At 71.7% G+C, this 24,791-nt stretch carries 18 protein-coding genes; 8 read left to right on the top strand and 10 right to left on the bottom strand.

Annotation, left to right across the window (positions count from 1 at the left end):
• Position 1: 1 nt before the first annotated feature.
• Complete coding sequence (locus tag WMF46_RS18670) at positions 2 to 1,327, bottom strand: sigma 54-interacting transcriptional regulator (RefSeq protein WP_437986847.1); 1,326 nt, start codon at positions 1,325 to 1,327, stop codon at positions 2 to 4.
• Between the two features lie 107 nt (positions 1,328 to 1,434).
• Between WMF46_RS18670 and WMF46_RS18675 the strand changes: the two genes are divergently transcribed.
• Positions 1,435 to 2,424, top strand: coding sequence for a diguanylate cyclase (locus tag WMF46_RS18675; RefSeq protein ID WP_437986848.1), 990 nt, complete (start codon positions 1,435 to 1,437; stop codon positions 2,422 to 2,424).
• On the top strand, positions 2,421 to 3,086 hold the full coding sequence (locus tag WMF46_RS18680) for an HD domain-containing protein (RefSeq protein ID WP_437986849.1): 666 nt from the start codon (positions 2,421 to 2,423) through the stop codon (positions 3,084 to 3,086). Before WMF46_RS18675 ends, WMF46_RS18680 begins: the two co-directional genes overlap by 4 nt.
• A 137-nt stretch (positions 3,087 to 3,223) precedes the next feature.
• Here WMF46_RS18680 and WMF46_RS18685 read toward each other — a convergent pair whose 3' ends face one another.
• Complete coding sequence (locus tag WMF46_RS18685) at positions 3,224 to 3,967, bottom strand: pectate lyase (RefSeq protein ID WP_437986850.1); 744 nt, start codon at positions 3,965 to 3,967, stop codon at positions 3,224 to 3,226.
• Between WMF46_RS18685 and WMF46_RS18690 the strand changes: the two genes are divergently transcribed.
• Entirely contained in the window at positions 3,948 to 4,355 is a 408-nt protein-coding gene (locus WMF46_RS18690) for a hypothetical protein (RefSeq protein ID WP_437986851.1), read from the top strand. The genes WMF46_RS18685 and WMF46_RS18690 overlap by 20 nt on opposite strands.
• Before the next feature lie 354 nt (positions 4,356 to 4,709).
• Here the strand turns inward: WMF46_RS18690 and WMF46_RS18695 are convergent, their stop codons facing one another.
• The 3 genes from WMF46_RS18695 to WMF46_RS18705 form a co-directional block, all read right to left on the bottom strand.
• Complete coding sequence (locus WMF46_RS18695; protein WP_437986852.1) at positions 4,710 to 5,810, bottom strand: vWA domain-containing protein; 1,101 nt, start codon at positions 5,808 to 5,810, stop codon at positions 4,710 to 4,712.
• 120 nt (positions 5,811 to 5,930) lie between these two features.
• Positions 5,931 to 7,346, bottom strand: a complete 1,416-nt coding sequence (locus tag WMF46_RS18700; RefSeq protein WP_437986853.1) for a pectate lyase family protein — start codon at positions 7,344 to 7,346, stop codon at positions 5,931 to 5,933.
• A gap of 425 nt (positions 7,347 to 7,771) precedes the next feature.
• On the bottom strand, positions 7,772 to 8,563 hold the full coding sequence (locus WMF46_RS18705; RefSeq protein WP_437986854.1) for a hypothetical protein: 792 nt from the start codon (positions 8,561 to 8,563) through the stop codon (positions 7,772 to 7,774).
• Between the two features lie 311 nt (positions 8,564 to 8,874).
• Between WMF46_RS18705 and WMF46_RS18710 the strand changes: the two genes are divergently transcribed.
• Complete coding sequence (locus WMF46_RS18710) at positions 8,875 to 13,233, top strand: DNA topoisomerase 3 (protein WP_437986855.1); 4,359 nt, start codon at positions 8,875 to 8,877, stop codon at positions 13,231 to 13,233.
• A gap of 18 nt (positions 13,234 to 13,251) precedes the next feature.
• On the opposite strand, the gene WMF46_RS18715 is transcribed toward WMF46_RS18710, so the two are convergent.
• The 3 genes from WMF46_RS18715 to WMF46_RS18725 all read right to left on the bottom strand — a co-directional run bounded on the left by WMF46_RS18715 (position 13,252) and on the right by WMF46_RS18725 (position 16,188).
• Positions 13,252 to 13,380 (bottom strand): hypothetical protein, encoded by a 129-nt coding sequence (locus WMF46_RS18715; protein WP_437553583.1) that lies wholly within the window; start codon positions 13,378 to 13,380, stop codon positions 13,252 to 13,254.
• A 214-nt stretch (positions 13,381 to 13,594) separates the two neighbouring features.
• Positions 13,595 to 15,235: an SBBP repeat-containing protein gene (locus tag WMF46_RS18720; RefSeq protein ID WP_437986856.1), complete on the bottom strand. Its 1,641-nt coding sequence runs from the start codon at positions 15,233 to 15,235 to the stop codon at positions 13,595 to 13,597.
• 131 nt (positions 15,236 to 15,366) lie between these two features.
• Positions 15,367 to 16,188, bottom strand: coding sequence for an SDR family NAD(P)-dependent oxidoreductase (locus WMF46_RS18725; protein ID WP_437986857.1), 822 nt, complete (start codon positions 16,186 to 16,188; stop codon positions 15,367 to 15,369).
• 444 nt (positions 16,189 to 16,632) lie between these two features.
• Between WMF46_RS18725 and traA the strand changes: the two genes are divergently transcribed.
• Together traA and WMF46_RS18735 are read left to right on the top strand one after the other, a co-directional pair.
• Complete coding sequence (traA, locus tag WMF46_RS18730) at positions 16,633 to 18,750, top strand: outer membrane exchange protein TraA family protein (protein WP_437987911.1); 2,118 nt, start codon at positions 16,633 to 16,635, stop codon at positions 18,748 to 18,750.
• Complete coding sequence (locus tag WMF46_RS18735; RefSeq protein WP_437986858.1) at positions 18,747 to 20,648, top strand: OmpA family protein; 1,902 nt, start codon at positions 18,747 to 18,749, stop codon at positions 20,646 to 20,648. The genes traA and WMF46_RS18735 overlap by 4 nt, the downstream gene beginning before the upstream one ends.
• 196 nt (positions 20,649 to 20,844) lie before the next feature.
• Here the strand turns inward: WMF46_RS18735 and WMF46_RS18740 are convergent, their stop codons facing one another.
• Positions 20,845 to 21,495 (bottom strand): hypothetical protein, encoded by a 651-nt coding sequence (locus tag WMF46_RS18740; protein WP_437986859.1) that lies wholly within the window; start codon positions 21,493 to 21,495, stop codon positions 20,845 to 20,847.
• Positions 21,496 to 21,734: 239 nt separating this feature from the next.
• On the opposite strand from WMF46_RS18740, the gene WMF46_RS18745 reads away from it, so the two are divergent.
• Together WMF46_RS18745 and WMF46_RS18750 are read left to right on the top strand one after the other, a co-directional pair.
• Positions 21,735 to 22,241 (top strand): peptidylprolyl isomerase, encoded by a 507-nt coding sequence (locus WMF46_RS18745; protein ID WP_437986860.1) that lies wholly within the window; start codon positions 21,735 to 21,737, stop codon positions 22,239 to 22,241.
• A 147-nt stretch (positions 22,242 to 22,388) separates the two neighbouring features.
• Positions 22,389 to 22,871 carry a hypothetical protein gene (locus WMF46_RS18750; protein ID WP_437986861.1) on the top strand — a complete coding sequence of 161 codons (483 nt, stop codon included), beginning with the start codon at positions 22,389 to 22,391 and terminating at the stop codon, positions 22,869 to 22,871.
• Between the two features lie 42 nt (positions 22,872 to 22,913).
• Here the strand turns inward: WMF46_RS18750 and WMF46_RS18755 are convergent, their stop codons facing one another.
• Positions 22,914 to 24,707: an ATP-binding protein gene (locus tag WMF46_RS18755; RefSeq protein ID WP_437986862.1), complete on the bottom strand. Its 1,794-nt coding sequence runs from the start codon at positions 24,705 to 24,707 to the stop codon at positions 22,914 to 22,916.
• Between the last annotated feature and the right edge of the window lie 84 nt (positions 24,708 to 24,791).

The raw sequence follows: 24,791 nt of genomic DNA on the forward strand, positions 1-24,791 counted from the left end.
GTCAGCCCTTGCTGCGGATGCCGTAGCGCTCCATCAGCCGGTGGACGAGCTGCCGGGAGACGCCCATCGACGCGGCGGCGCGCGCCACGTTGCCGCCGCTCTCCCGGAGCTTCATCGCGATGTACGTGCGCTCGAACTGCTCGACGACCATGTCGCGCGCCTCGCGGAGCGGCAGCGCGACGAACTGGCCGACGCCCATGTCGGCGGGCCGCGGCGCCACCTTGACGATCGCCTCCTCGGCGAGGTGCGGGAACAGCATGAGCCGCGCGACGGTGTTGCGGAGCTCGCGCACGTTGCCCGGCCAGTGGTGCCCGCGGAGCAGCTCCAGCGCGTTCGGCGGCAGGTCGGCGAGCGAGCGCGGCGGCACCTGCGCCGCGAGGAAGCGCTCGACGAGCAGCGGGATGTCCTCCTTGCGCTCGCGCAGCGGCGGCACGACGGTCTCCACGACGGCGAGCCGGTAGTAGAGATCCTCGCGGAACGCCCCTGACGCCACGCGGCCCTGGAGATCTCGGTGCGTGGCGGCGATCACGCGGGCGTCGAAGGACGTGTACGCGGCGGCGCCGATGCGGCGCACCTGGCGGGCCTCGAGCGCGCGCAGGAGCTTCGGCTGGAGATCGAGCGGGAGCTCGCCGATCTCGTCGAGGAAGAGCGTGCCGCCGCTCGCCTCCTCGAGCAGGCCGGCGCGCGCGCCCTGGGCGCCCGTGAACGCGCCCTTCGTGTAGCCGAAGAGCTCGGCCTCGATGAGGTTCGGGGCGACGGCGCTGCAGTCGAACACGACGAAGGGGCCGCCGCTGCGCGGGCTCGCCGCGTGGATGGCGCGGGCGAGGACCTCCTTGCCGGTGCCGGACTCGCCGAGCAGGAGGATCGTCTCCGAGGTGGCCGCTGCGCGCTCGAGGCGCGCGAAGAGCGCGCGCATGGGGACGCTGCTGCCGAGGGCCTCGCCGAAGCTGGCCGAGGTGGAGAGCGGGACGACGACCGGGGCGCCGCCGACGCGCACGGTGAGGGGCACGCCGCCCAGGGAGGCGATGGCGCCCGGGGTGAGGAAGCCCTCGATGATCAGGACGTCGTTGATGAACGTGCCGTTCTTGCTGCCGAGGTCGGTGAGGACGACCCCGCGCGGCGAGAACCGGAGCTGGCAGTGGCGGCGCGAGACGCGGGAGTCGGGGATGATGACGTCGCACTCGCCGCTCGTCCCGAGCACGAGCGGCGCGACGCCGAGGGCGGCCTCGATCGGCGGGCTCTTCTGCGGGGTGACGAGGATGCGCAGGTCCGGGAGCTCGACCGCGTCGCTTCGGAGGGTCGTGATCGTCCGGGTGGGGTCGTGCATTGATCGCGCGGGAGGGTGACGGGGCAGCATCTCCGAATTTCCGGCGGATTTCCAGCGCGCGGTGCGTCCGGGGCGCTGGACGCACGCCGTCAGGATATCCTCGTGAGGTGCTCGAGTTCACGCAGTCCGAGGCCAAGATCCTGTCCCAGTGCGTCACCCGCTTCACGGAGGCATTCCGCCGCGACGTGGCGGACGTGATCCGGCAGGAGTTCCGCGGCTACGAGCCGCCGGAGGTGACGGAGCTGATCGGACAGCTGAGCCTCCTCGGGCGGCAGCTCGAGCTGCGCCCGCCGCACGCGCAGATCCACGACACGCAGGGCCCGCTGCTCAAGCGCATCCTGATCGACCTCCGGCGCGACAGCGCCACGGCGATCGAGGAGCCGCTGCAGAAGGCCGTGAACGCCGAGACGATCCGGCACCTCCGGCGCGAGGTCCACGGGCTGGAGCAGCTGATGGCCGCGCCCTGGTTCGCGGCCACGCGCGCGCTCAAGGTGCCGCAGCTCACCGACTACATGTCGATCCGGCACGCCGAGGCCGTGATGCCGGAGGCGCCGCCGCTCCGCCCGCGCGAGTACGACGAGAAGTTCCACATCCTCGAGGCGCCCGGGCTCTTCCTGCCGGATCTGGCGCACTACCGGGCGCGCTGCGCGCTGCGCGGCGCCTCGATCGCCGTGGCGTTCATCGACATCGACGACTTCAAGGCGTTCAACGTCCAGCACACCGAGACCGCGGTCGATCTCCACGTGCTCCCGCCGCTCATGGAGAGCATCGAGGCGCACGTCTTCGCGCACGGGCACGCGTACCGGTTCGGCGGCGACGAGTACATGATCACGCTGCCCAACGCGACGCGCGCCTGGGCGGTGGACTTCCTGCGCGCGCTCCAGGAGCGGCTCGCCCGCCGCCGCTACCGCCGCGTCGAGCGGTCGCCGACGATCTCGGCCGGGCTGTGCGTCGCCGACGTCGACTGCTTCCTGACGGATCGCGAGATCCAGGGGCGCGCCAACCTCGCGAAGAACCACGCGAAGGCCACGGAGAAGGGCCGCGTCGCCACGTACGACGGGGAGCTGTTCCGCCCCGAGGATCTGGTGCTCGCGTGAGGCCGGACGGCGGGACCGCGGCGGGCGAGGCGCGCGGCGACGGCGACGCGCCGCCGGAGGCCCCGGACGGCCTGGTCCTGCCCGAGCCGCTGTGGGGCGCGGTGCGCGCGGCCTACGGCGAGCCCGGGCGCGCGTACCACGACCTGGCGCACGTGGGCGAGGTGCTCCGCCGGGTGGGCGAGGTCGCCCGCGACGTCGGCTGGCGGAGGCCGCGGGAGGTGTTCCTGGCCGCGCTCTTCCACGACGCCGTGTACGTGCCCGGCCGCCACGACAACGAGGCGCGCAGCGCGGAGCTCGCGCGCGAGGCGGTGGCGCGCTGGCTGCCCGGCGAGGGGCTCGACGAGGGCCTCATCGAGCGGCTCATCCTGCTCACGGCGCGCCACGGGGCCCTCGGGCCGGCGGACGTCGGCGAGGAGGAGGCCCTCTTCCTCGATTGCGACATGGCCATCCTGGGCAGCGACGCGGCGGCGTTCGACGCGTACGACCGGGCGATCGCCGCGGAGTACAGCGCCGTGCCGCCCGAGCTCTACGCCGCGGGCCGGCGGCGCTTCTTCGAGAAGCTGCTCGCGGCGGAGCGGATCTTCCTCTCGCGGTACTTCCACGCCCGCCTCGAGGCGAGCGCGCGCGACAACCTGCGCCGGAAGCTCGACGCGGGCGCGTAGCGGCGCTGCGCGGGGGTCGTCGGGGGCGGGGATCGTCGGTGGACGGCACGGTCGTCGCGGGCGCGGCGGTCCGCGCCCCCGGGTCGCGCAGGGGTGCAGGGGGGCAGCGACGCTGGCGCGCGCTGCCCCTCGCGCGATCACCAGCTCTTCACGTCGCTCTTGCTCACGCGGCACGTGGCGGTGTCCCACTGGCTCGCGCCCCCGTGGAGCTTCTCGGACTCGCCCATGTGATCGGTGACGGCCCTGTACTCCTGGCAGATCTTCGGCTTGTCGTCGTCCGCGTCGTAGCCCCCCTTGACGTAGAGGTTCGTGATCGTGACCGTGTCCCCGTAGTTCTGGTTCGCGCCCGCGACCGTCGTCTTCACGCGGTCCACCCTGACGTTGTCGATGATCAGGTGACGCGGCCCGCCGTTCGCGGTGCAGTCGCCGCACGAGCGCCAGAGCTTCCCGAAGTCGGCGATGTACGAGTTCGTGACGATGGTCGTGGAGCCGCCCTTGGCGTTGTGCTGGAAGATCTTGTCGGCCGAGTGCAGGGCGATGGAGCTGTTGATGTGCATCGTCGCCCCGTCGGCGCTGTTCGTCGCCGCGTCCTCGCAGACGTCCTCCCAGTAGACGTGATCGAGCGTGCAGTCGCCCTTGCAGACGATGCCGTTGCCGCCGGGGAGGCCGCCGGCGATGATGAGGTTCTTCACGGTGACGCCGTCCTCGACCTCGAACACGGTCTTCTGGCCCTCGCCGTCGTCGCAGTCCTCCGTGTTGTTCACGCCGATCTTCTGGTTGTTGAAGTCGTAGACGTCCTGCCCGCCGTGGGCGGCGTTCTTGAGCACCGTCGTCTGGGTCCTGATCTCGCCGTTGCCGTTCGTGGGCGTCGGGATCTCCATCGGGAGCTCGTCGCCGAGCGGCTCCTCTCCGCCCGCGCCGCTGCTCGTGGTGCTCGCGGCCGTGGTGCTCGCGGCCGTGGTGCTGGAGCTGCTCGTGGTCGCGCCGCTCGTGGTGCTCGCGGCCGTGGTGCTGGAGCTGCTCGTGGTCGCGCCGCTCGTGGTGCTCGCGGCGGTGCTTCCGCCGCCGGCGCCGCCCGCGCTGCTCGTGCTCCCGCCGGTCGCGGCGGTGCTGCTGCTCGAGCTGCTGCCTCCCTGGCCGTCGTCCGGGGTCGCGGCGTCGTCTGAACAGCCGAGCTGCATGGCTCCGACGGCGCCGAGCACGAACAGCAAAGTGAAAGCTGACTTCATTCCAGATCTCATCTCGTTACCTCTCGTTCCGGTATCATGATGGGCGACCCGCGGCCCGGAAGCGCTTGTACGGCGCTGTCGACTCCTCGACGCAACCCGTCGAGGTGGCAACCACGAACCCGCGCTTCGCGCCGTTCAGCTGGCTTCTGCGTCGAGCTCGCCGAGGTGAATGCAAGCGGCGATCCAGGGGGCGCGGCGGGACATCGAGCATCGCGCGGAGGCGCGCTGGGGTCGGCGTGTCAACGAGGGGTCGACACCGGTTGACGATCGGGTTGACGCGCAGGTGCTCTGCGCCGCGGAGCGCCGGCGGAGGGCGTGCCTTGGGCGGTGGCGAGCCCACGATCGGCGTCCAGAGCCTGCCGAGCGCAGCGCCAGGCAGGCTGTGCCCTGCAGCTCAGAAGATCGGGTCGTCCTTGCAGCCGAAGATGACCTTGACGGAGCCGGCGCCGCTGCTCGCCACCTGCTCACATGCAGCGCCGTACAGCTTGATCGTCCTCATGTCTGGCCCCGTGTAATTCCATCCATCCGTGCCTGTGGTGTCTTGCATGATCGATTGTTCCCCGACGAACACCCCGACGTGGTCCGGGTTCGGCGGCGGCTCGCCGAGGGGGAACAGGCACGTCGAGACCTCTCCCGTGATCGCCAGCAGCGATGTCACGAGCTGGTCCTGCGTTGCCGCCAGGTAGAACCTGGGCGCGTCCGGATCCGGGTCCTGGCGCGGCTCGAGCCCTGCGACCGCGAGGCCGTTGAGCGCCTTGATCTTGCTCGCCTGCGCCGCGATCCCGACCACGAACGTATGGAAGCCGGCGGCGGCCGCGTCCGTCACCGCCTGCACGGCGAGCTCGTCCGAGTCGCTCTTGGGGCACGACGGATCTCCGTCGGTCGCGAGCAGGATGTATTTCGGGTCGTCGTTCTGGATCGTCTGCAGGTACTCGACCGCCTTGTTGATGGCGTCGCCGGTCGGCGTGCCGTCACCCTCGGGGGTGGTGCTCGAGATCGCCTGGTTCACCGTGGGCGCGTTGCTCGCCGCGATCGGGATCAGGATGTCGCGCGGGAAGCTCTCCTCGGTGCAGCTGCCCGTCCTGTCGCCCTGCGGGAACACCTTCAGGCCCCAGGAGGCCGCCTCGTTCGTCGCCGCGATCACCTCCTGCAAGGCGGGCACGACGATATCCCATTTCGACGGCGTGCCTTCGTCTCCGTTCGGATCGTCCTGCATCGACGCCGAGCGATCGAGGACCAGCAGGATGCTGGCCGGCTTGCGCTCGACGTCGAAGTTCTGCCGCCCGCAGTCCACGCCGTCGCCGGCGCTGCTGGCGCTGCCGTCGGAGCCGAGGTCTCCGGGCACGCTGCCCGGCTCTCCGGCCCCACCGCCGACGTCGCCGTACCCGGGGGTATCGCCGGCGCCCGGCGCTCCGCTGCCGGCTTCATCGCTCGACGTACAGCCCGATAGCGCCGCCAGCACGACGACGGAACAGATCGATGATGCTCTCAACATGATGCCTCCTGTAAGCTGAATCCTGGCGACGTCATCGCGAGCACCGCTCCAGGGCCTGCGCTCGATCCACGAACAGCGGCCACGAGCAGCGGGGCTCGGCGACGGCGCGGGCGACGGTCGCTACTCGAGCTCGTCGGCGAGACGATCGAGCCAGCCCTCGATGTCCTCGGTCGGGGCGTCGAGCGGTCGTGAGGTCGGCGCTGCCGTCGGGTAGCCCCCTACCTCGTCTTGGCTGTTCACGAACATTCCATCGCCGGATAGGACGTCTTCGACGATGCGCAGATCGACCTCGTCGCGGTCTCTGGGCCTCGCGCCCGCGTGCGCGAGCACAGCGTCGAGGACCGACGTTGCGGGGAGCGCCACGAGGCCGTCGGGCCACGCGGGCTTCTCGGCGAGGACGATGATGTCCGGGGAGGCGATGGGCGCCGCTGCCCCGAGGGCGTCCACGGCGATGTTGTCCTCGAGGTAGGCGGATCCCAGCGAGTTGGTGCCGATCATGGGGAGGCCCGGCAAGGTGTTGGCGCCGTGCCGCATGTAGTTGCCGACGATGCTGACCCTCGGCGGCTCCGGCGTGACGCCCGAGCTCTCCCACTCTTTGAGGACGGGGCCGAGGCGCATCGCCCATTTGCCGGGGTTGTAGACGACGTTGTTCACGATCGCCCCGGTTGCGAACCCCTTGTACCAGGGGTTTCGTTCGTTGTTGTGGGCGTAGAGGTTGCCGACGACGGTGACGTCGGTGCAGTGGTCGTGCACGAGGGTGCCCATGGAATGAGAGCCCTTCTCGTGGATGGATTCGACGAGCCCTTCGGCGATGATGTTGTTGCTGAAGGTGACGCGGCGCGAGGTGCCGTCGGGACCGTCGAAGCGGGGGCCCGAGACGGACAGGTTCTCGTCGACGCCCCACGCCACGGAGCAATGGTCGATCACGATGTTGTACGCCGAGGCGCCGTCCGTCGTGACGTCGGGCTCGAACCCCGACGCCGGCGCAGCCCCGGCGTCGCCTATCCGGAAGCGGAGGTGCTGGATCCTCACGTCGTGCGTGCGGATCTTCATCCCGCCGCGGATCAGCGTGACGCCCGGCGAGGGCGCTGTCTGGCCGGCGATCGTGACGAACGGCTCGGTGATGTCGAGGCGCGTCTTGTTCAGGTCGATGATCCCGCCGACCTCGAACACGATCGTGCGCGGCCCCCGCGTCTCGATCGCCTCGCGCAACGATCCCGGGCCGTCGGCGTCGAGGTTCGTCACCTTGAGGATCGTACCCACGCCATCGACGGGCCCCGAGCCGCCGGCGCCGCCCGCGGAGCCGGTGATGGCAGAGCCGCCCGCGGAGCCGGTGGTGGCGGAGCCGCCGGCTCCGGTCTGGGCGCCTGCAGTCCCTCCGCCGTGGCCGCCCGCGCCCGGAGTGCTACCTCCGGCGCCGCCCTGTCCGGCCGCCTCATCGCTCGGCCCGGACGAGCTCGCTGCGCCGGAGCAACCGGCCAGGAACGTGCACCCCGTGCAACCGAGGAGGACGAACGAGAGGACAGCGGCCTTCATCAGATGATTCCTTTCGAATCGAGAGAACTCGTGTGGGCGCTGAAGGCGCCGAGCTCCCGCGGGCGACAACGGCGCATGGCGCGGCTCACCGTCGTTGCGCTGGATGCACGCACGAGGCGACTCGAGCCCAGCCCGTCGCGCAGTCCGGGTCGCGCGTGAGGTGGCGGCCGCCGAACCAGGCCGGCGCCGCGCGTCCTCCGCGCGCCGCGAGATAAGCAACGACAATGCCATTTGCCCGGACCCGCCTGCTGACGGCTCACGTGTGTGGCCGGAGGGCTGCGCAGCGCTCGTGGCGTGGATGTCCTCGTCGCGGCGCGTCGTGGCGCCGCGACGTCAACCACGGGTTGACGTGCTTGACAGCAAGGACGGCTCCCCTGTCAACCGCGCGTTGACCGGCAGCCGTCTGCCGCGAGCTCCGCCGGCGCTCAGCCCTTCCAGCCGGGCGGCGGCTTGGCGAAGCCGGTCTCGGCGGGGAAGGGGCTGGCTGTCTCGCGCTGGTGCAGCCCGTCCACGTCGATGCCGAGCGCCCTCAGCCCGTCGCGCTGCTCGTAGCGGATCACCAGCACGGCGGCGGGCTTGGGTGTCGCCCGGGTGAACTGCGTCGACGTGATGCGGGACTCGCGCCGCTCGCCGAAGGTCGTGCCCAGCCCCTTCGGCGCCGCGGGGGCCGGCGCGGCGCCCGGCGCGGGGGCTGGCGGCGGCGCAGCGGGCGCGGGCGGTCCATACCCCCCCGGAGCCGGCGGCGGCAGTCCGCCGCCCTGCGGCCCGCCGAACGCCGGCGGGGGCGGCGTGAAGGGAGGCGGGGGTGGCGGCGGCGGGGGCGCGAGCTCCTCGAACACCGCCAGGCCGATGACACCCACGTTGCGGGGCTTGCCGATCTGCGCGGCGTACGACTGCTCGATGCTCCCGAACCGGAACGTCGCGACCTCGGTGTGGCTGATGCGGAACCCGGTGAAATCGAACGACTCGTGCGCCCTGATCACCAGGCCGCGGGCGTCGAACGACGCGTCCTTGCCGCTCTGCACGTCGAGGCCGTCGACCGTGGGCACCACCTCGACGCGCGCGCCCGTCAGGTTCCGCACGCGCAGCGCATAGCGCTGGCCTGACCGCCCCTCGACGTAGGTCGACTCTCGATGGACGTACTCCCGCGTCGGCGTGAGCGCGCCGCCCTCGTCGACGAGCAGCTCCACCTCGACGATCCCCTTCAGGTCTCGCATCTCGATGCCCCTCTCCCTGAGCCGTCGCGCGCCCTCGCGCGGCGGCAAGCGTCCAGGCACTACGTGAACCCGCTCGGCGCCAGCGTGTCAAGGCGCCGGCCGGGCGCGGGCTTCGCTGCCCGCTCGCTTCCCCATACCGCCCGCCCGCGGCTCGCGCTATCAACGCACCTGCGCGAGGCGCGGGCGACGCCCGCCGCCCTCCGTTTTCGCACGTTTCGCACGTTTCGCACGTTTCGCACGTTTCGCACGTTTCGCACGTTTCGCACGTTTCGCACGTTTCGCGCGTAACGCATGTTTCGCATGGTCGCCGCATGATCGCCGTGGTCGCAGAGAAGCCCGCCGTCGCCCGTGACATCGCCGCGGTGCTCGGGGCCTCGAAGCGCGCCGAGGGCTTCCTCGAGGGCGGCGGCTACGTCGTCACGTGGGCGATCGGGCACCTCGTCGCCATCGCCGAGCCGCACCAGATCGATCCCGCCTGGAAGCGCTGGCGCCTCGACCTCCTCCCGATGCTGCCCGGGCAGTTTCCGCTCGTCGTCCTCCCCGGGACGCGGGCCCAGTTCGAGATCGTCCGGAAGGTCCTGGGCCGGCGCGACGTCGAGCGCGTCGTCTGCGCCACCGACGCCGGCCGCGAGGGCGAGCTCATCTTCCGGTACCTCTACGAGGCGGCCGGGTGCAAGAAGCCGGTCGAGCGGCTCTGGATCTCGTCCCTCACGCCCGACGCCATCCGCGACGGGCTCCGGCGGCTGCGGGACGCGCGCGGCTACGACGGCCTCGCCGACGCGGCGCGCGGGCGCAGCCGGGCGGACTGGCTCGTCGGCATGAACCTCTCGCGCGCCTACAGCCTGGTCTTCGACCAGGATCTCTCGGTCGGCCGCGTGCAGACGCCGACGCTGTCCATGGTCGTCGAGCGCGAGCTCGCGATCCGGCGGTTCGTCCCCGAGCCGTACCTCGAGGTCGTCGCGACCTTCTGCCCGCTCCGGGAGGACGGCTCGGGCGCGGCCGACGAGTCCTACAAGGGCACGTACTTCAACGACAAACCGCTCCCGGGCCAGCCGCCGGGCGCCGGCGAGCGGCCGAATGCCGGCGAGCGGCCGAATGCCGGCGAGCGACCCGAGACCGCGCCGTCGCGGAGGCGCCTGCCCCCGGACGGCGAGGAGGCGCGGCGCATCGTCGAGCGGGCCCGGCGCGGCGAGGCGCGCATCGACGCGGTCCGCTCGGAGTCTCGCCGCCTCCCGCCGCCGCTGCTCTACGACCTGACCGAGCTCCAGCGGCACGCCAACCGCCTTTACGGCTTCTCTGCGCAGAAGACGCTGGAGGTGGCCCAGGCGCTGTACGAGCGCAGGAAGCTCATCAGCTATCCGCGCACCGACAGCCGGCACCTCTCGACGGACGTCGCGGCCACGCTCGGCGCGGTGGTGCAGGCGATCGAGGGCTCGTATCGGGGGATGCTCGCCCCGGGGACGGGGGCTCGGCCGCTCGGCAAGCGCTTCGTCGACGACGGCAAGGTCGGGGATCACCACGCCATCATCCCCACGGGGGCTCGGTCCTCGCGCGCGGAGCTCTCGACCGACGAGCAGAAGATCTTCGATCTCATCTGCCGGCGCCTCCTCTCGGCGTGGCACGAGGATCACGTCACGTCGATCACCACCGTCATCACCGCGATCACCACGCGCGGCGGCGCGGGCGCGCGCGGCGGCGAGCCGATCGTGGACCGCTACCACAGCGCGGGCAGCGTCGTGGAGAAGGTCGGGTGGAAGGTGCTCGACATCGGCTTCGGCAAGCCGCCCGCGAAGCCGCGCAAGAAGGGCGAATCGGACGGCGATGGACGCGATGCGCGCGACGGGGAGGGCGGGGAGGGCGAGCGCGAGACCGCGGATCAGCGGCTCCCGCCGGGCCTCGCGAGGGGGCAGGTGCAGCTCGTGCTCGACGCGGAGGCGCAGGCCAAGAAGACGCGTCCGCCGCCGCGCTTCACCGAGGCCACGCTGCTCACCGCCATGGAGACCGCGGGCAGCAGCCTCGACGAGAAGGAGCTCTCCGAGGCGATGAAGGACTCGGGCCTCGGCACGCCGGCCACGCGGGCCGCGATCATCGAGACGCTCCTCCGGCGCGAGTACATCGTGCGCCAGGGCAAGCTGCTGCACGCGACCGACAAGGGCGTCGGGCTGATCGAGGTCGTCCACGCGGACGTGAAGAGCCCCGCGATGACGGGCGCCTGGGAGGCGAAGCTCGCCCGCATGGCCCGGGGCGGGGGCGATCTGCCGTCGTTCATGGCGGGCATCGAGTCGTACGTGCGCCAGGTGGTGGCGGAGGTGAGCGCGGCCGGGGACGGTGCGCTTTCCCCGGAGGCCGGGGCGTCGCCGTTTCAGGAGCGCGGCGAGGCGCGGTCGCGCGTGAAGGGGGGCCGCGCCGCGGCCGCCGCGCCGGGGACGGGTCGAGGCCGCGAGGCGACGCCTCGCCGCGCTCCGGGCAGCAGCACAGGGGCCGAGCCGGGCGATGCATCGGCTGGCGCGCTGCAGGCGGTCGCGGCGGCGGCTGCAGCATCGCCGCCGGCTCGGGCGCAGGCGCGGTCGCGTGCTGCGGCGGCGCCGTCGCCTGCGCGACCCGCGGCGGCTGGGGCGACGGCGCGACGTGTGGCGGTAGCGCCAGCGCCGTCGACTGCGCGGCCTGTGGCAGCGACGTCACCGCGGGCGCGACCGGCGGCGGTAACGCCGACGCCCGCGCGACCTGCGGCAGCGGCGTCGCCGCAGGCGCGACCCGTGGCGGAAGCGCTGTCGCCCGCGCGTGCGGCGGCCATCGGTGCCTCCACGGCGCGTGGGGCGGACACGGCGTTCTCGCCGGCGGTCGCCCCGCCTCCAGCGCGCCGGCCCGAGGATCTCGTCGAGCTGCTCCACCAGTGCTTCGGCTTCAGCGCCTTCCGCCCCTACCAGGAGGCCGTCTGCCGGACGGCGGCCGCGGGGAGCGACGTGCTGCTCGTCATGCCCACCGGCGCCGGCAAATCGCTCTGTTATCAGCTCCCCGGCATCGCCCGAGGCGGCACGACGCTCGTCGTGAGCCCGCTCATCGCGCTCATGGAGGATCAGGCCTCGAAGCTCCGGGCGTGCGGCTTTGCCGCCGAGCGGATCCACTCCGGCCGGAGCCGCGCCGAGTCGCGGAAGGCCTGCATCGATTACCTCGAAGGCGCGCTCGACTTCCTCTTCATCGCCCCCGAGCGGCTCCGCGTGCCCGGGTTCCCCGAGATGCTCGCCCGCCGGAAGCCCGTGCTCGTCGCCGTCGACGAGGCCCATTGCATCTCGAAATGGGGCCACGACTTCCGCCCTGATTACCGGATGCTCGGGCAGCGGCTCCCGGCGCTCCGGCCGGCGCCGGTCATCGCGCTGACCGCCACCGCCACGCCGGTCGTGCAGGACGATATCGTCGAGCAGCTCGGCCTCGCGTCCGCGGCGCGGTTCATTCACGGCTTCCGGCGGAGCAACCTGGGTATCGAGATCCTCGAGGTCAGCCCGGGAGAGCGCCTCGCCCGGGTGCGCGCGCTGCTCGGGCAGGAGGGCCGGACGCCGGCCATCGTCTACGCCGGGACGCGGAAGGACGCCGAGGCGCTCGCCGCCGGCCTCTCGGAGGATCTCCCGGCCGAGGCGTACCACGCGGGCCTCGCCCCCCCGGTGCGCGACCGGATCCAGGCGGCCTTTCTGGACGGCAGCACCGAGATCATCGTCGCCACGATCGCCTTCGGCATGGGCATCGACAAGCCCGATGTCCGCACGGTCGTCCACGCCGGGCTGCCCGGGAGCGTCGAGGGGTATTACCAGGAGATCGGCCGTGCTGGCCGCGACGGGCTCCCCTCGCGGGCCGTGCTGATGCACTCGTATGTCGACCGGCGAATGCACGAGTTCTTCCACGAGCGCGACTACCCTGATCCGGCGATGCTCCAGCGGATCGAAGAGGTCCTGTCGGAAGAGCCCCGCCCGAAGGAGGCGATCCTGGGCGATCTCGGCATTGATCCCGAGGTGGCGGACAAGGCCCTCGAGAAGCTCTGGATCCACGGCGGAGCGCGCGTGGATCCGGACGGGGGTGTCGCCCTGGGCGAGCCGGGGTGGCGCGGGCCTTACGAGGCGCAGCGGCGCCACAAGCTCGCCGAGCTCGTGCAGATGGCGCGGTTCACCGAGGGCCACGGCTGCCGCATGCTCCACCTGGTCCGCCATTTCGGCGACCAGGAGGACACCGGCGAGCCCTGCGGCCTGTGCGACGTCTGCGCGCCGGCCGCGTGCGCGGCGCGGGAGTTCCGGGCGCCGAGCCGCGACGAGGCGCAGGCGATCGCGAAGATCCTGGCGGCGCTTCGCGAGAGCGAGCAGCCGACCGGCCGGCTCTACCGCGAGGCGTTCGCCGATGGATCGCTCGAGCGGCGCGACTTCGAGCACCTCCTCGGCGGGCTCGTGCGGGCAGGCCTTGTCTGCGTCCGCGAGGACTCGTTCGAGAAGGCGGGCGAGCTCATCACGTACCAGCGCGCATCGCTCACGTCGCGCGGCCTCCTCGGCGGGCCGCGCGGCGCGAGCGATGTGCCGCTCGCAAAGCTCCCGCCGAAGGTGAAGAAGCGGCAGAGCGCGAAGTCCTCGGACGCGCGGAGGGCGTTCTTCGCCCGCAAGGCGCAGCGGAAGAAGGGCCGATCGCGCTGAGCGGCGCGCGGGCGGCGCTCAGCGGAAGATGCCGAAGTGGCCGAGCGCCCACCAGAGCAGGACGAAGATGAGGATGGTGCTGAAGCACCCGCCGCCGAGCTTCTTCGCGCCGTAGCCTGCCGCGATCCCACGCAGAATCTTGCTCATCGAATGACCTCCGGCCCCGTGTCGGGGTGCTCGATGGGCAAAGCAACGTGGGTGCCATCTGGAGAGGGGCGGACTCTCGGGCTGGAGGGCGAGGACTTCGCTCGCTCGGCGTTGCGGGAGGACAGCGCCCGCGTCACAGTGGGGCGTTTCGCTACGCTGGAGGCTCGGAGCCGCAGCGCTTCGCTGAGCCCAGGACGCCGGGGCGACGGCGGCCCTACCGGCCGAGCTTGGCGATGACGAGGTGCTGGTGGCCGTCGTCTCCGAGGCCGGGGAGAGGGCCCGTGCCCCAATCAGCCTCCGGTGCTCTCGTCCAGCCCGCAACGAGCGTCTCGCCGTCCGGTGACACGGCGACGTCGTAGGGAACGGCGTCCTTATCCAAGAGGCGGTTCCATACGAGCTCCGCGTCGGGGTTGAGCTTCACGACGAAGCCGGAGGCGTCCGCCGGAGCGGGCGGGCCGTTGCCGAAGTCGATCTGCTCGTGAGCGCCTGCGACGACGACGATGTTGCCGGCGGGGTCCAGCGCGATCCCGAGGGACCTTTGACTGCCCGTCCCGCCAAACGTGCGCACCCACCCCACGGTGCCGTTGGCCTCGATCTGCACCACGAAGGCGTCGTTGTCGACCGACGTCATTGTGTGTGGACCTATCTGCAGCTCGCCTTGGTAATCCCCGGCCAGCACAGGTCGTCCCGACGCATCCACGGTGAGCCCTTCCACGTTGACGGAGGTCTGCGTCGGCACGGTCGGCGCGGGCATCCTCACGACCCAGACCGGCACTCCGGACGGCGTCAACTTCATGACGAAGCTGCCTCGATCGATCGTGAACTTACCGAGCGTGACGGTCCCGAACGTCGAGCCGGCGACGAAGATGTTGTTCGAACGGTCGACCGCGACGGCGGTGGCGCTCACGCTCGCGCCGCCGCCGCCCAACGTGCGCGCCCAGCACCCCGGCTCGGTCACGAGACCCGTGAGGCCGTCGAGCTTGGCCACGAAGATGTTCATCCCGCCGTCGGGCTGTATCGGCCCGCCGCCAAAATCGATCGACGAGCTGAACGTTCCTGCCACGACCACGGCATCGTTTGCGTCGGTCGCGATGGCATAGATCCCGCCGCTCCCCAGGCCCTTGCTCCAGATGTGCTTGCCCGATGGATCGAGCTTCGCGATGAATCCGCCCTCCGGGCGCGGCCCATCGCCGAAGTCGATGCCGCGATCGCTGTAGCCGCCCAGAATCGGGTTCCCCTTGGCATCGACGGCGAGAGCGAACGGATCGTCGCCGTAGTAGTCTCCGAACTTCTTGACCCACAGGGGCTCTCCGGCCGCGTTCAGCTTGAAGAGCAGCGCATCGGTGAGGCTGGCTGCAGAGGGTGTGTCGTCGCCGATCGTGATGGTGCCCAGGAGGGCGCCGCTGACGAACACGTTGCCATCGGCGTCACCCGCGATGGCCATGAAGTGGACGTCGTCCGTCTGCTTGAATGCGGTCGTCCAGACGACGCACTCCAGGCCGTCACAATTCTCGTCGTCCGCCGCGTCGCAGCGCTCCACCGCCGGCAGGATCTCTCCCTCGCACACGCCCCAGGTCCCGTCGGCGCTGCAGGTGCGCACGCCTTCCCGGCATATCCCCTCGTTCCTGGTGACCGGCGGGCCGCCGTAGCACACCTCCGACGCGTCGGGTGTGCAGGGGGTGGGCTCAGCTTCACCTCCAGCACCTCCAGCACCGCCCGCGCCCCCAACACCGCCGGCCCCCGAGCCGCCCGGCGACTGATCGGCGAACTCGTCGAGGCCGAGCAGCGCCGCGCAACCGCTGGCGCAGAGGATCAGGCTGGCGATCGAACCAAGGATGTACGCTTGTGCCTGCATGAGATGTTCTGCGCGCTCGCGATCTGCCCCGGGAGCGGTTGCGCGGACGCCAGAACGGAAGCTATCACGGCGGCAGCGCCGCTGGCGCCGTGTTTCGGAGCGAGCGCCATGGGGTATCGCGCGAGCTCGCCCTAGCCTCGGGCGCCGCGTGGAGGTGGCGCGCCATAGCCGAGGAACGAGAGCCCTATCCGCGAGGAGAGCCGGCGAATCGCCGCGCGCGGAAGCAGGCGGGAGAGCTGGGCCGTCGCCTTGCTCAGCACGGTCGGGACGGCGACCACGTCGCCCCGATCCGCCGCCGCGATGCCGTAGGCTGCGCAGTCCTCGGCCGTGAGCTCGAACGGCACCTTCCTGCGCGGCACGCCGGGCGCGCCGGCGTCGAAGATCTCCGTGGTCACCGGCCCCGGGCACAGGGCCGTCACGGTGACGCCGGTCCCGTCGAGCTCCACGGAGAGGCTCTCGGAGATCGAGAGTGCGAACGCCTTGGTGGCTCCATACACCGCCTGTCCAGGGGTCGGCTGGAACGCGGCGAGCGACGCGACGTTGAGCACGCGCCCTCCGCCGCGGGCCACCAGATCGGGGACGATGGCCGCGCAGAGCGCGACCACGCTCTCACAGTTGAGCCGCACAAGCATCGCCTGCGTTGCCGGGTCGCCGTCCACAAAGGGCCCGAGCCGCGTCGTTCCCGCGTTGTTGACGAGCCAGGCCGCGCCGCCCAGCTCGCGCGCCCGATCCCGCACGCGGAGGGCTGCGCCCTCCGAGGTGACGTCGAGATCGAGCGGGTGGATGGGCGCGTGCCCGGCGGCGCGCGCTTGCGCGGAGAGCTCCTCGAGGCGCTGCGCCCGCCGCGCGATGGCGAGCACCGGCTGCCCGCGCGCCGAAAGCTGTCGCGCGAGCTCCGCGCCGATGCCGGACGAGGCGCCTGTTACGATGGCGAGGCCCGAGGTCGTGGTCATGGGAGCGATCCCTTTACGCCGCGCCGCCATGGATCGCGAGGGGATCGTTGATTCCCGCGCATGACGCACGGGGGGCGGTCGGCCCGAGCGTGATTCGCCGCGTCGCGTAATGCTCGCTGGGACGTCACGGGCGCGTCATCCGGCGCGAACAGACGCCGTCGCGATCTTCGCGTCGCGCGGTGTCGCTCCCCTTGCACGCGCATGCCGCCCTCGACGCATCGTTCCGATCGAGGCGGTTCCGGGGTGGTCGCTCCGTCTCGCGTTCCCGAAGCATGCGGTGCTGGAGGGGCGTCCCCTACATCCGGAGCGAAGGCCTCGCGCTGCGCGGCACTTGCGGACGCCTGAGCGCCCCGGGTAGCCTAGGACCGTGCTCTTGACGTCAGGTGTTGTGACGCCGCGAACGGTGCCAGGAAGCCGTTCGCTATGCTGAACCACGAGCGATCCATGCGCGTTCGAGGACTTGCTCTCGCCGCTGCGGCCCTGTGCGTCGCGTTGCCGGCGCCGGTCCGCGCGCAGCTGAGGCCGGAGCCGGTCACCATCTCGGAGCCCGCCATCCAGGCGTTGCCGGAGGTCGAAGGGACCGGCCTCTGCGCCGCATCGGCCCTCTCGAGCCGCGATCAAGCGGAGGGCCACTTTTACGTGTCCGGTGTCGATCCCGCAGCCATCAAGATGGACCAGCGTTTACCCTTTATCGAGAAGATCAACAGCTTCATCGATAACCGTAAGGAGACACGTCTCGAATACGTCATTCGGACCCTTCTGGATTTCAGCAACAACAACACGACCAATGCGGATCCGGCTGGGGGCCCGCTGAGCTTCGGCGACTTCACCGATGTGATGACGCCCCAGTGCAAGGAGGGCGGGTGCGACTTTCCGTGGAACAGCCACGGCCTCGACCAGCCGTTCGGCTCCCGGCTCCGCGGCTTCCTGCGTGTCCCCGCGGAGCTCGCCGGCAGGCCGGTCCATATCGGCTTCTATGCCGATGACTCGGTCAGCCTCGCTTTCTTCGACAGGGTCTCTGGCATGAAGCCGGTCATCGTCCGCCCGCCGTTCGTCGGTCTCCCGACGTACCGCGTGACGAACGCGGTCACGTTCGAGAAGTCGGGCCTGTACCCGTTCGAGGTCCTCTACGCGGAGTTCTGGGAGCACGCGGCGCTCGAGATGTCCTTCTTCCTCGGAGAGTTCGAGGATTTCGAGCTCGGCGCGCGCGAGCCGGAAAGCGTGAGCCTCAAGGACGCCGGCTTCACGCTCTTCGAGCCCGCCCAGTTCTACCAGACGCTGAGCGGCTCGCCGTCGTTCCCCGATATCGACCAGTGCCAGCAGTGCAGTCGCGCCTTCGCCGGCCTCCCCGGCAACGCGCAATGCGATGACGGCTACTACTGCAACGAGGCCGCCCTCTGCGCCCCGTGCGACACCGCGTACTACTGCGGAGATTCCTGCTCGCGCTGCGAGGGCGAGGCGCAGTTCTGCATCGACCTGAACGGCAACCGCCAGTGCGCCCAGTGCCGCACCAGCGCGGACTGCCAGGGCGGCTTCGTCTGCGACCCCGAGACGCACGAGTGCAAGGAAGAGTACGAGTGCGAGGTCGACGAGGACTGCTCGCGCGGCAAGATCTGCGTCGATCACACGTGCGTCGTGTGCGACACCTCCGACCGGTGCGCCGGTAACTCGTGCAACTGCTGTCCGAACGGCATCAACGGCACGCAGATGGACTGCGCCGCCGTCGAGCCGGACGGCACCCCGATGTGCGTCGAGTGCCTCACCGACGAGCAGTGCCCCGACGGCAAGGTGTGCCACGTGCCCACGGGCCACTGCATGGACAGGCCGCTCCCGTCGAACGCCCTGCCCAACTGCTGCGGCGAGGGCTGCGTCGACTGCATGCACCCCGAGGACCCGAACGACCCGCAGTCGCCCCCGGTGCCGTTCTGCCTCCCCGGGCCCGTCGGGACGGCGTGCGCCGCGTGCCGCAACGACATGGATTGCGCCGAGGGGCAGTACTGCCTGAGCGGCGAGTGCAAGGAGTGCGTCAAGGACCGGCGCTGCGGGCCGCGCTGCGACAGCTGCGGCGGCGACACGCCGTTCTGCATGGGTCAGTTCTCCCAGCTCGCGGCGTGCGTGCGCTGCACGTCGGACGAGCAGTGCGCCGGCACGACCTGCAACCGCGAGACCCACGAGTGCGACCCGCCGGGGTGCATGGCGACCTGCGGCGAGGACACCCCGTTCTGCGACGGCGAGAAGTGCGTCGAGTGCTACGCCGACACGCAGTGTCCGTGCGGCAACACGTGCGACCTCGCGACGAACACCTGCGACATCTCCTGCAAGACGAACCTGGACTGCCTCGGCAACGAGCACTGCCGCTGGACCGACGAGGCGGACGCCAAGGAGTGCGCGCTCGGTCCGATGCCCGACAACGTCGCGTGCGGCGGCACCCTCGCCGAGATCTGCAGCGTCTCGGTCGTCGGCCAGAAGGGCGCCGATCCGAGGGCCGCCGGGCTCGTCGCCCTCGCGGCGCTGGCCCTGCTCGAGCGAAAGCGCCGCCGGCGCAACGGAGGTGCCTCGTGAGAACGCGCCCGCTCCTCGCCCCGCTCCTCGCGCTGTCCGCGCTCCTCGCCGGGCGCCCCGCGCTCGCCGAGGAGGGGCGCTTCGATGCCCAGGTCTTCCGCCCCGCGGCGGCCCCGCGCGATCTCGTGATGGTCCAGAAGTCCGAGGTCATCGGGAACCTCTCGCCGACCGTCGGCCTCTACAGCGACATCGCCGCCGACCCGCTCGTGCTGCTCGTCGCGGGCGACGACACGAGGCAGGCCGTCGACGCCATCTCCGGGCGGCTCGAGCTCGCCTTGCTCGCGGGCATCGGCTTCTTCGACGTGTTCGACGTCACGATGGCCATGCCGCTCGTCCTCTTCCAGGAGGGCGGCAACCTCCGCCGCTTTGGCACCGAGGGGTCGGTCAAGAGCTCCTCCGTCGGCGATCTCCGCCTGTCCACGAAGATCTCGCTCCCGTACCTGAACCGGAAGGAGCAGGTCAAGGAGGGGTTCGGGATGGCCATCTCGGGCAACCTCAACTTCCCCACGGGCGACCAGAACGCGTTCACCAGCGACGGGGCGCTGAGCGGCGGCGCGACGCTCATCGGCGACTACCGGTTCAACTTCGGGCTGCTCCTCGCCGCGAACGCTGGCATCTGGCTGCGGCCCGACAACCAGTTCGCGGGCGTGCGCGTCGGCGACATGGCGCAGTTCGGCGTGGCGGCCGAGCAGTACGTCGTCCAGAGCTGGGGCCTGTCGGTCATCGGCGAGGTGTACGGGTACCCCTCGCTCACGAGCTACCCCGACGACCCGGGGCAGATCCCCGCGGAGGCGCTCCTCGGGCTGCGCTGGCAGACCAAGCACGGCATCACGATCACCTTCGGCGGGAGCTTCGGCGCGGCGTGCGGCTTCGGCGCGCCCTCGATCCGGTTCTTCAACGTCATCACGTGGCAGCCGAAGACCTCCCAGGAGCAGGAGGAGATCAACCGCCTGCAGCAGCGCGACAAAGACGATCCGGATCGCGACGGCCTCATCGGCGCCGCGGACCGCTGCCCCGACGTGCCAGGGAGCCCCGAGAACTTCGGCTGTCCGGACCTGGACACCGACGGCGACGGCGTCTTCGATCGCGACGACAAGTGCCCCGACAAGCCCGCCGGTCCGCACGGGAAGGACGGCTGCCCGCTCGCCTTCATCCGGGGCGACGAGATCGTGATCACCGAGCAGGTCCACTTCGCGACCGACAAGGACATCATCCTCGAGGACTCGAACTCGACCCTCGAAGCGGTCGCGCAGGTGCTGATCGACAACCCCGACATCCGCGAGGTGCGGATCGAGGGCCACACCGACGTGCGCGCGACCGACCTGTACAACATGGCGCTGTCCCAGCGCCGCGTGGCGAGCGTCATGGCGTACCTGATCGCGAAGGGCGTCGAATCCTCGCGGCTCCAGGCGGTCGGCTACGGGCACACGCAGCCGATCTACGACGACGCCGGCTGCCAGGGGCCCGACGATCAGCTGTCGCCCGATTGCCAGTTCATGACGTCGAAGAACCGGCGCGTCGTCTTCCGCATCCTGCGCTACGGCGCCGCGGGGGCGAAGCCGCTCACCGGCGCGCCCGACGGGGGCGAGCAGCTCCTGCCGTCCGGCGGGGTGCTGCCGCAGAAGACCCAGGGCACGCTGCCCAATCAGGGCACGCTGCCGGGGCAGGGGGTCCTCAAGTCGAACGTGCTGCCGAGCGGCGGTTCCTCTCTCCCGCCTGCGGGCGGGGCGCCCGGCGGCGCGGCACCCCTGCCGAACCGCGGCAATGCAGGCGGCCTCCCGAGCAACACGGGCGTGCTGCCGCGATCCGGTACCCCCGCGCCCGCGCCCGCACCGCCGGCACCGGCGCCGTCCTCGTCGAGCCAGCCGCCTGCTCCCGGAGGCGGGGGGACTCGCTAGGAGGGCGTCGATCCTCGGGCCTGCGGAGATGGATGGAAGGGGGCTCGATGGCGATCGAGCGCGCATGCGAGAAGCGCAGGCGTGACTCGAGACCGCCGAGCTCCGAGCGCCTCAGGGGAGGAGAGGTCAAACGGACGTCAGCGTCACAGCGGTAGGAACCGCGTGACGCTGACGTCTTCTACGTATTCTGCTGCGCTTACTTCTTCGGCGCGGGCTTCACGGGCGCCGATGACGTGGCGGGCTTGGCCGACGACGACGGGGGGAGCGACGACGGCGGGGCAGAGGAAGCCGGCTTGGCCGACGACAGCGGGGTGGGCGACGCGGGCTTCGCCCCCGGCTTGCCTGGCTTGGCCGAGGTCGCAGGAGCGGGCGAGTCCTCGTACGTCTCGTCGGATGCAGCCGGAGGAGCAGCAGGCTGGTCCGCCGGCGGCGCCTCCGGCTCGACAGGCGCCGCCGAGTCCGCGGGCGGCGTCGTCGGGTGCAACGTCAACGGCTTCGCCTCTCCCTCGGTGCGGCGGACCCAGATCACCGCCGTCCCGCTCGCGACGCTGGCATAGCGGCCGTCCTCGGTGCGGATCTCCTCGTTGACGGCCTCGATGACCGCGTCGCCGCCGACACCGCACGCGGCCTTGCGGAGCGACTCGAGGCGCTCCGCCTCCGTGCGGGCCGTCGGATCGCTCGCGATCGGCTGAAGGCGATGGTACTCGCGATCGGGCAGCTGGCCCGCCGGAATGACGTGCATGTCGCTGCAGAACTCGCCGGAAGGCGTGCGTTTGTCTCGGAACTGAGTGCTGCAACCGGCGATCAACGCGGCACCCAGGGCCGCCGAGAGGAGGAGGCGCTGCATGCTGCCTTCTTACCAGCGATGCGACGCGCGATGCAAACCCCGTGCATCATGGACGCAGCCGACGTTCACCAGGGACGCCAGCCGACCCGGCGGCGCGCCGCCTCTCGCAGGTTGCTTGCGGGTGGATCGGCTCCTGACGCCGTGCCCGTCACCGGGCCGCCACACCCGCTGCCGCCGCCCCATCCACCGCCCCATCCAGTGTTCCGATCTCGTGAACGCCTGGATATGCTCCGCGGCCGATGCGCCCGATCGAGCGATCCGCTCCTCTCGGCTTCCTCACCTTCCTCGCCGCCGCGTGCAGCGCGCCTCAGGCGGCGCCGCACGCCCCTCCGCACAGCGCCGCCCCTGCCGAGGAGAGCGCCTCCAGCGCCGCGGCGTGCCTCGCGGCCGCCAGCGCACCGCGGCAGGCCCGCCCCGACGAGCCGCCGCGGATCGGCGTGAAGCACATCCTCGTCCGCCATGTCGGCGCCGATCGCGCCGAGGGCACGACGCGCTCACGCGAGGAGGCGTGCCTGCGCGCGATGGAGGCGCGCGACAAGATCCGCGGCGGCGCCGACTTCGGCGAGGTGGTCGCGCAGTACAGCGAGGAGGCCGGCGCGGCGTCGCGCGGCGGCTCGCTCGGCACCGTGGAGCGCGCCGACGTCCTGCCGCCCTTCGCCGATGCGGCGTTCGAGCTCGACATCCAGCAGCTCAGCGACGTCGTGGAGACCCGCTATGGCTTCCACGTGATCTTCAGGACGGAATAGCCCTCCTGCCGGGAGCGAGCCTCCCGCCGGAGACCTCTCTGCCTGCCCGCGCGAGGCCTCGCCTCTCGGGCCTCGCATCGTCACGGCGCCTCGCGGGCCACGCGCGCAAGGGTTGCGTTCCCGGCGGAGGCGCAGCATGAAGCACCCATGCGCGCTCACAAGCTCCTCGCCGCCTTCGCCGTGATGATCGCCTCGCCAGCGCTGCTGATCGCGGCATGCAAATCCAGCGATGAGCCGGAGGAGGTCGCCCCGGCGCCGGGCGCCGTCACCGCGCCGACCGCGACGGCGCCGCCGCCCGCTGCGACCGGCACCGTGCCGGCCGCGACGCCGACCCCGGCCGCGCCTCCAGCGACCACGACCGCCGCCCCGACCCCAGCCGCCCCGGCGACCCCGAAGCCGGACGCGGGCGCGCCGGTGGACGCGGGCGCGCCGAAGGACGGCGGCACCGCCACCACGGCCGACGCGGGGGCGTTCTCGACCAAGCTCGCGGCGTGCGCCGCGAAGTGCCAGTCGATCCTCCAGACCTGCCTGACGCCGAAGTTCCCCGCGGACGGCGGCCTGCCCGCGCTCGCCGATCCGGCGGCGTGCCAGGGCTCGTTCGACTCCTGCCGCACCGCCTGCGCGCCGTAGCGCCCGCCCCCCCCGGCGAGGCCGGCTCCAGCGCCGCCGAGCCTACTTCTTCTGGGCGCCGGTCGGCAGCGTGATCCGGAAGAGCGCGCCGCCGGCCGCGCCGGTCGTCACCGTGATGTCGCCGCTCATCGCCTCGACGAGGTGCTTTGCGATGGACAGGCCGAGCCCGGTGCCGCCCGACGCGCGGGATCGGCCCGGATCCACCCGGTAGAACCGATCGAAGACGCGGGCCTGGTGCACCGCAGGGATGCCCGGACCGTCGTCCTCGACCTCCAGGACGACGCGCCCGTTCGCGGCCCGCGCGCGCACCACCACGTGCGAGCCGTTCGGCGTGTGATGGATCGCGTTGTCGACGAGGTTGGTCAAGATCTGGTCCAGCGCGCGCGGATCCGCCGCGACGAGCGTGCCCGGCGCCACGTCGATCTTCACGTCGGTGTCCCTCTCCATCGCGCGCCCGCGCAGGAGCGCCACCGCCGCCTCCGCCTGCACCGAGAGGTCGAGCGTGCCCGGCGAGAGCGGCCGCTCGCCGCCCTCGATGCGCGACAGGTCGAGCAGATCGTCCACGAGCCGGTGCAGCCGGGTCGCGTTCCGCTCGATCACCTCGACGAAATCGCGCGCCGCCTCCGGGTCGTCGAGCGCGCCGCCGAGCAGCGTCTCGCTGCTCGCGCGGATCGACGCGACCGGCGTGCGCAGCTCGTGCGACGCGTTGGCGATGAAGTTGCGCTGCAGGCCCTCGATGCGCCGGAGCTCCGTCACGTCGAAGAAGACGGCGACGACCCCCGCCGCCCCGCGGCTCTGCGCCGGCAGCGCGAGCGGCGCGGCGTTCACGAGCAGGATCCGGCGCCCCGGAGGCCCGACCACGCCTGGCGCCGCGGGCGCGATCTCGATCTCGCGCGTCGCCGCCGCGCGCGCGAGCGCGACCTCCTCGAGCAGCTCGTGCAGGCTCGACGAGCGCAGCACCTCGAGCGGCGGGCGACCGACCGGGTCCCTGCGGATGCCGAGCAGCTGCGAGAGCGCCGGGTTGACCAGCGTGATGTCGCCCTTCTCGTCCGTGACGAGCACGCCCTCGCGCATCGACTCGAGCACCGCGCCGAAGCGCTCTCCCTCGCCCCCGAGCTCGCGCCGCGACAGCTCCAGGCTCTCGGCGAGGTCGTCCAGCGCGCCGCCCAGCGTGGCGATCTCGTCGTGCCCCTGCATGCGCGCGCGCCGGCCCAGGTCGGCCCGCATCTCCCGCGCGACGCCCGTCAGGTAGACGAGCCGCCCGGAGAGGGCGCGCGCCCCGGCGAGCGCCGCGGCGACGGCGAGCGCGAGGGCCAGGAGGGTGCCCTCCACAACGCGCGTGCGGGCGGCGGACAGGCTGCGGTCGATCGCGACCGGCTCGAACGCGACCCGCACCACCCACGGCCCGTCCGGGCGATCGAGCCGCTGCGCGGCGTAGAGCATCCGCATCCGCGTCGTCTTGCTCACGCGCTCGCTGCGCCCCGTGCCCTGGTGCCGCGCGTCGGCGACCTCGTCGCGCGTCGCGTGCGTGTCGAGCTGGCCGAGCCCCTCCGGCGCGACCGACGAGTCGCCCCGCACCGCGCCCTGCGGATCGATGAACGTGACGCGCCCTCCTGCGAGCTTCGACAGCGCCGTCGCGAGGGCGGGCGCCTCGGCCGCGAGGTCTCGTGACCTCGCGGCGACCTCGGTGACGAGCGCCGTCCGCGTCGCCAGGTCGTCCTCCGTGTGCGCCGAGAGCTCTGCCCCGAGCGTCTTCAGGACATAGCCGTCGAACACCAGCGCCGCGAGGATCGCGATCCCCACCGCGAACGCGATGAGCTTGCTTCGTATACCCATGTCACCAGCGTGCCGGGCTCACGCCGCGCGCGACGTGGGCGAAGATCCTTACGATACCTGGTTTTGTCCGTTCCATGACGACTC

Source organism: Sorangium sp. So ce117, from assembly GCF_051524395.1.
GTDB classification, from domain to species: Bacteria; Myxococcota_A; Polyangia; order Polyangiales; family Polyangiaceae; genus Sorangium; species Sorangium cellulosum_B.

Coding starts and splice junctions, on each gene's coding strand:
- WMF46_RS18670 (WP_437986847.1), bottom strand. CDS start 1,327: ATGCACGACCCCACCCGGACGATCACGACCCTCCGAAGCGACGCGGTC.
- WMF46_RS18685 (WP_437986850.1), bottom strand. CDS start 3,967: ATGGAGATCCCGACGCCCACGAACGGCAACGGCGAGATCAGGACCCAG.
- WMF46_RS18695 (WP_437986852.1), bottom strand. CDS start 5,810: ATGTTGAGAGCATCATCGATCTGTTCCGTCGTCGTGCTGGCGGCGCTA.
- WMF46_RS18700 (WP_437986853.1), bottom strand. CDS start 7,346: ATGAAGGCCGCTGTCCTCTCGTTCGTCCTCCTCGGTTGCACGGGGTGC.
- WMF46_RS18705 (WP_437986854.1), bottom strand. CDS start 8,563: ATGCGAGACCTGAAGGGGATCGTCGAGGTGGAGCTGCTCGTCGACGAG.
- WMF46_RS18710 (WP_437986855.1), top strand. CDS start 8,875: ATGATCGCCGTGGTCGCAGAGAAGCCCGCCGTCGCCCGTGACATCGCC.
- WMF46_RS18715 (WP_437553583.1), bottom strand. CDS start 13,380: ATGAGCAAGATTCTGCGTGGGATCGCGGCAGGCTACGGCGCGAAGAAG.
- WMF46_RS18720 (WP_437986856.1), bottom strand. CDS start 15,235: ATGCAGGCACAAGCGTACATCCTTGGTTCGATCGCCAGCCTGATCCTC.
- WMF46_RS18725 (WP_437986857.1), bottom strand. CDS start 16,188: ATGACCACGACCTCGGGCCTCGCCATCGTAACAGGCGCCTCGTCCGGC.
- traA (WP_437987911.1), top strand. CDS start 16,633: ATGCGCGTTCGAGGACTTGCTCTCGCCGCTGCGGCCCTGTGCGTCGCG.
- WMF46_RS18740 (WP_437986859.1), bottom strand. CDS start 21,495: ATGCAGCGCCTCCTCCTCTCGGCGGCCCTGGGTGCCGCGTTGATCGCC.
- WMF46_RS18745 (WP_437986860.1), top strand. CDS start 21,735: ATGCGCCCGATCGAGCGATCCGCTCCTCTCGGCTTCCTCACCTTCCTC.
- WMF46_RS18750 (WP_437986861.1), top strand. CDS start 22,389: ATGCGCGCTCACAAGCTCCTCGCCGCCTTCGCCGTGATGATCGCCTCG.
- WMF46_RS18755 (WP_437986862.1), bottom strand. CDS start 24,707: ATGGGTATACGAAGCAAGCTCATCGCGTTCGCGGTGGGGATCGCGATC.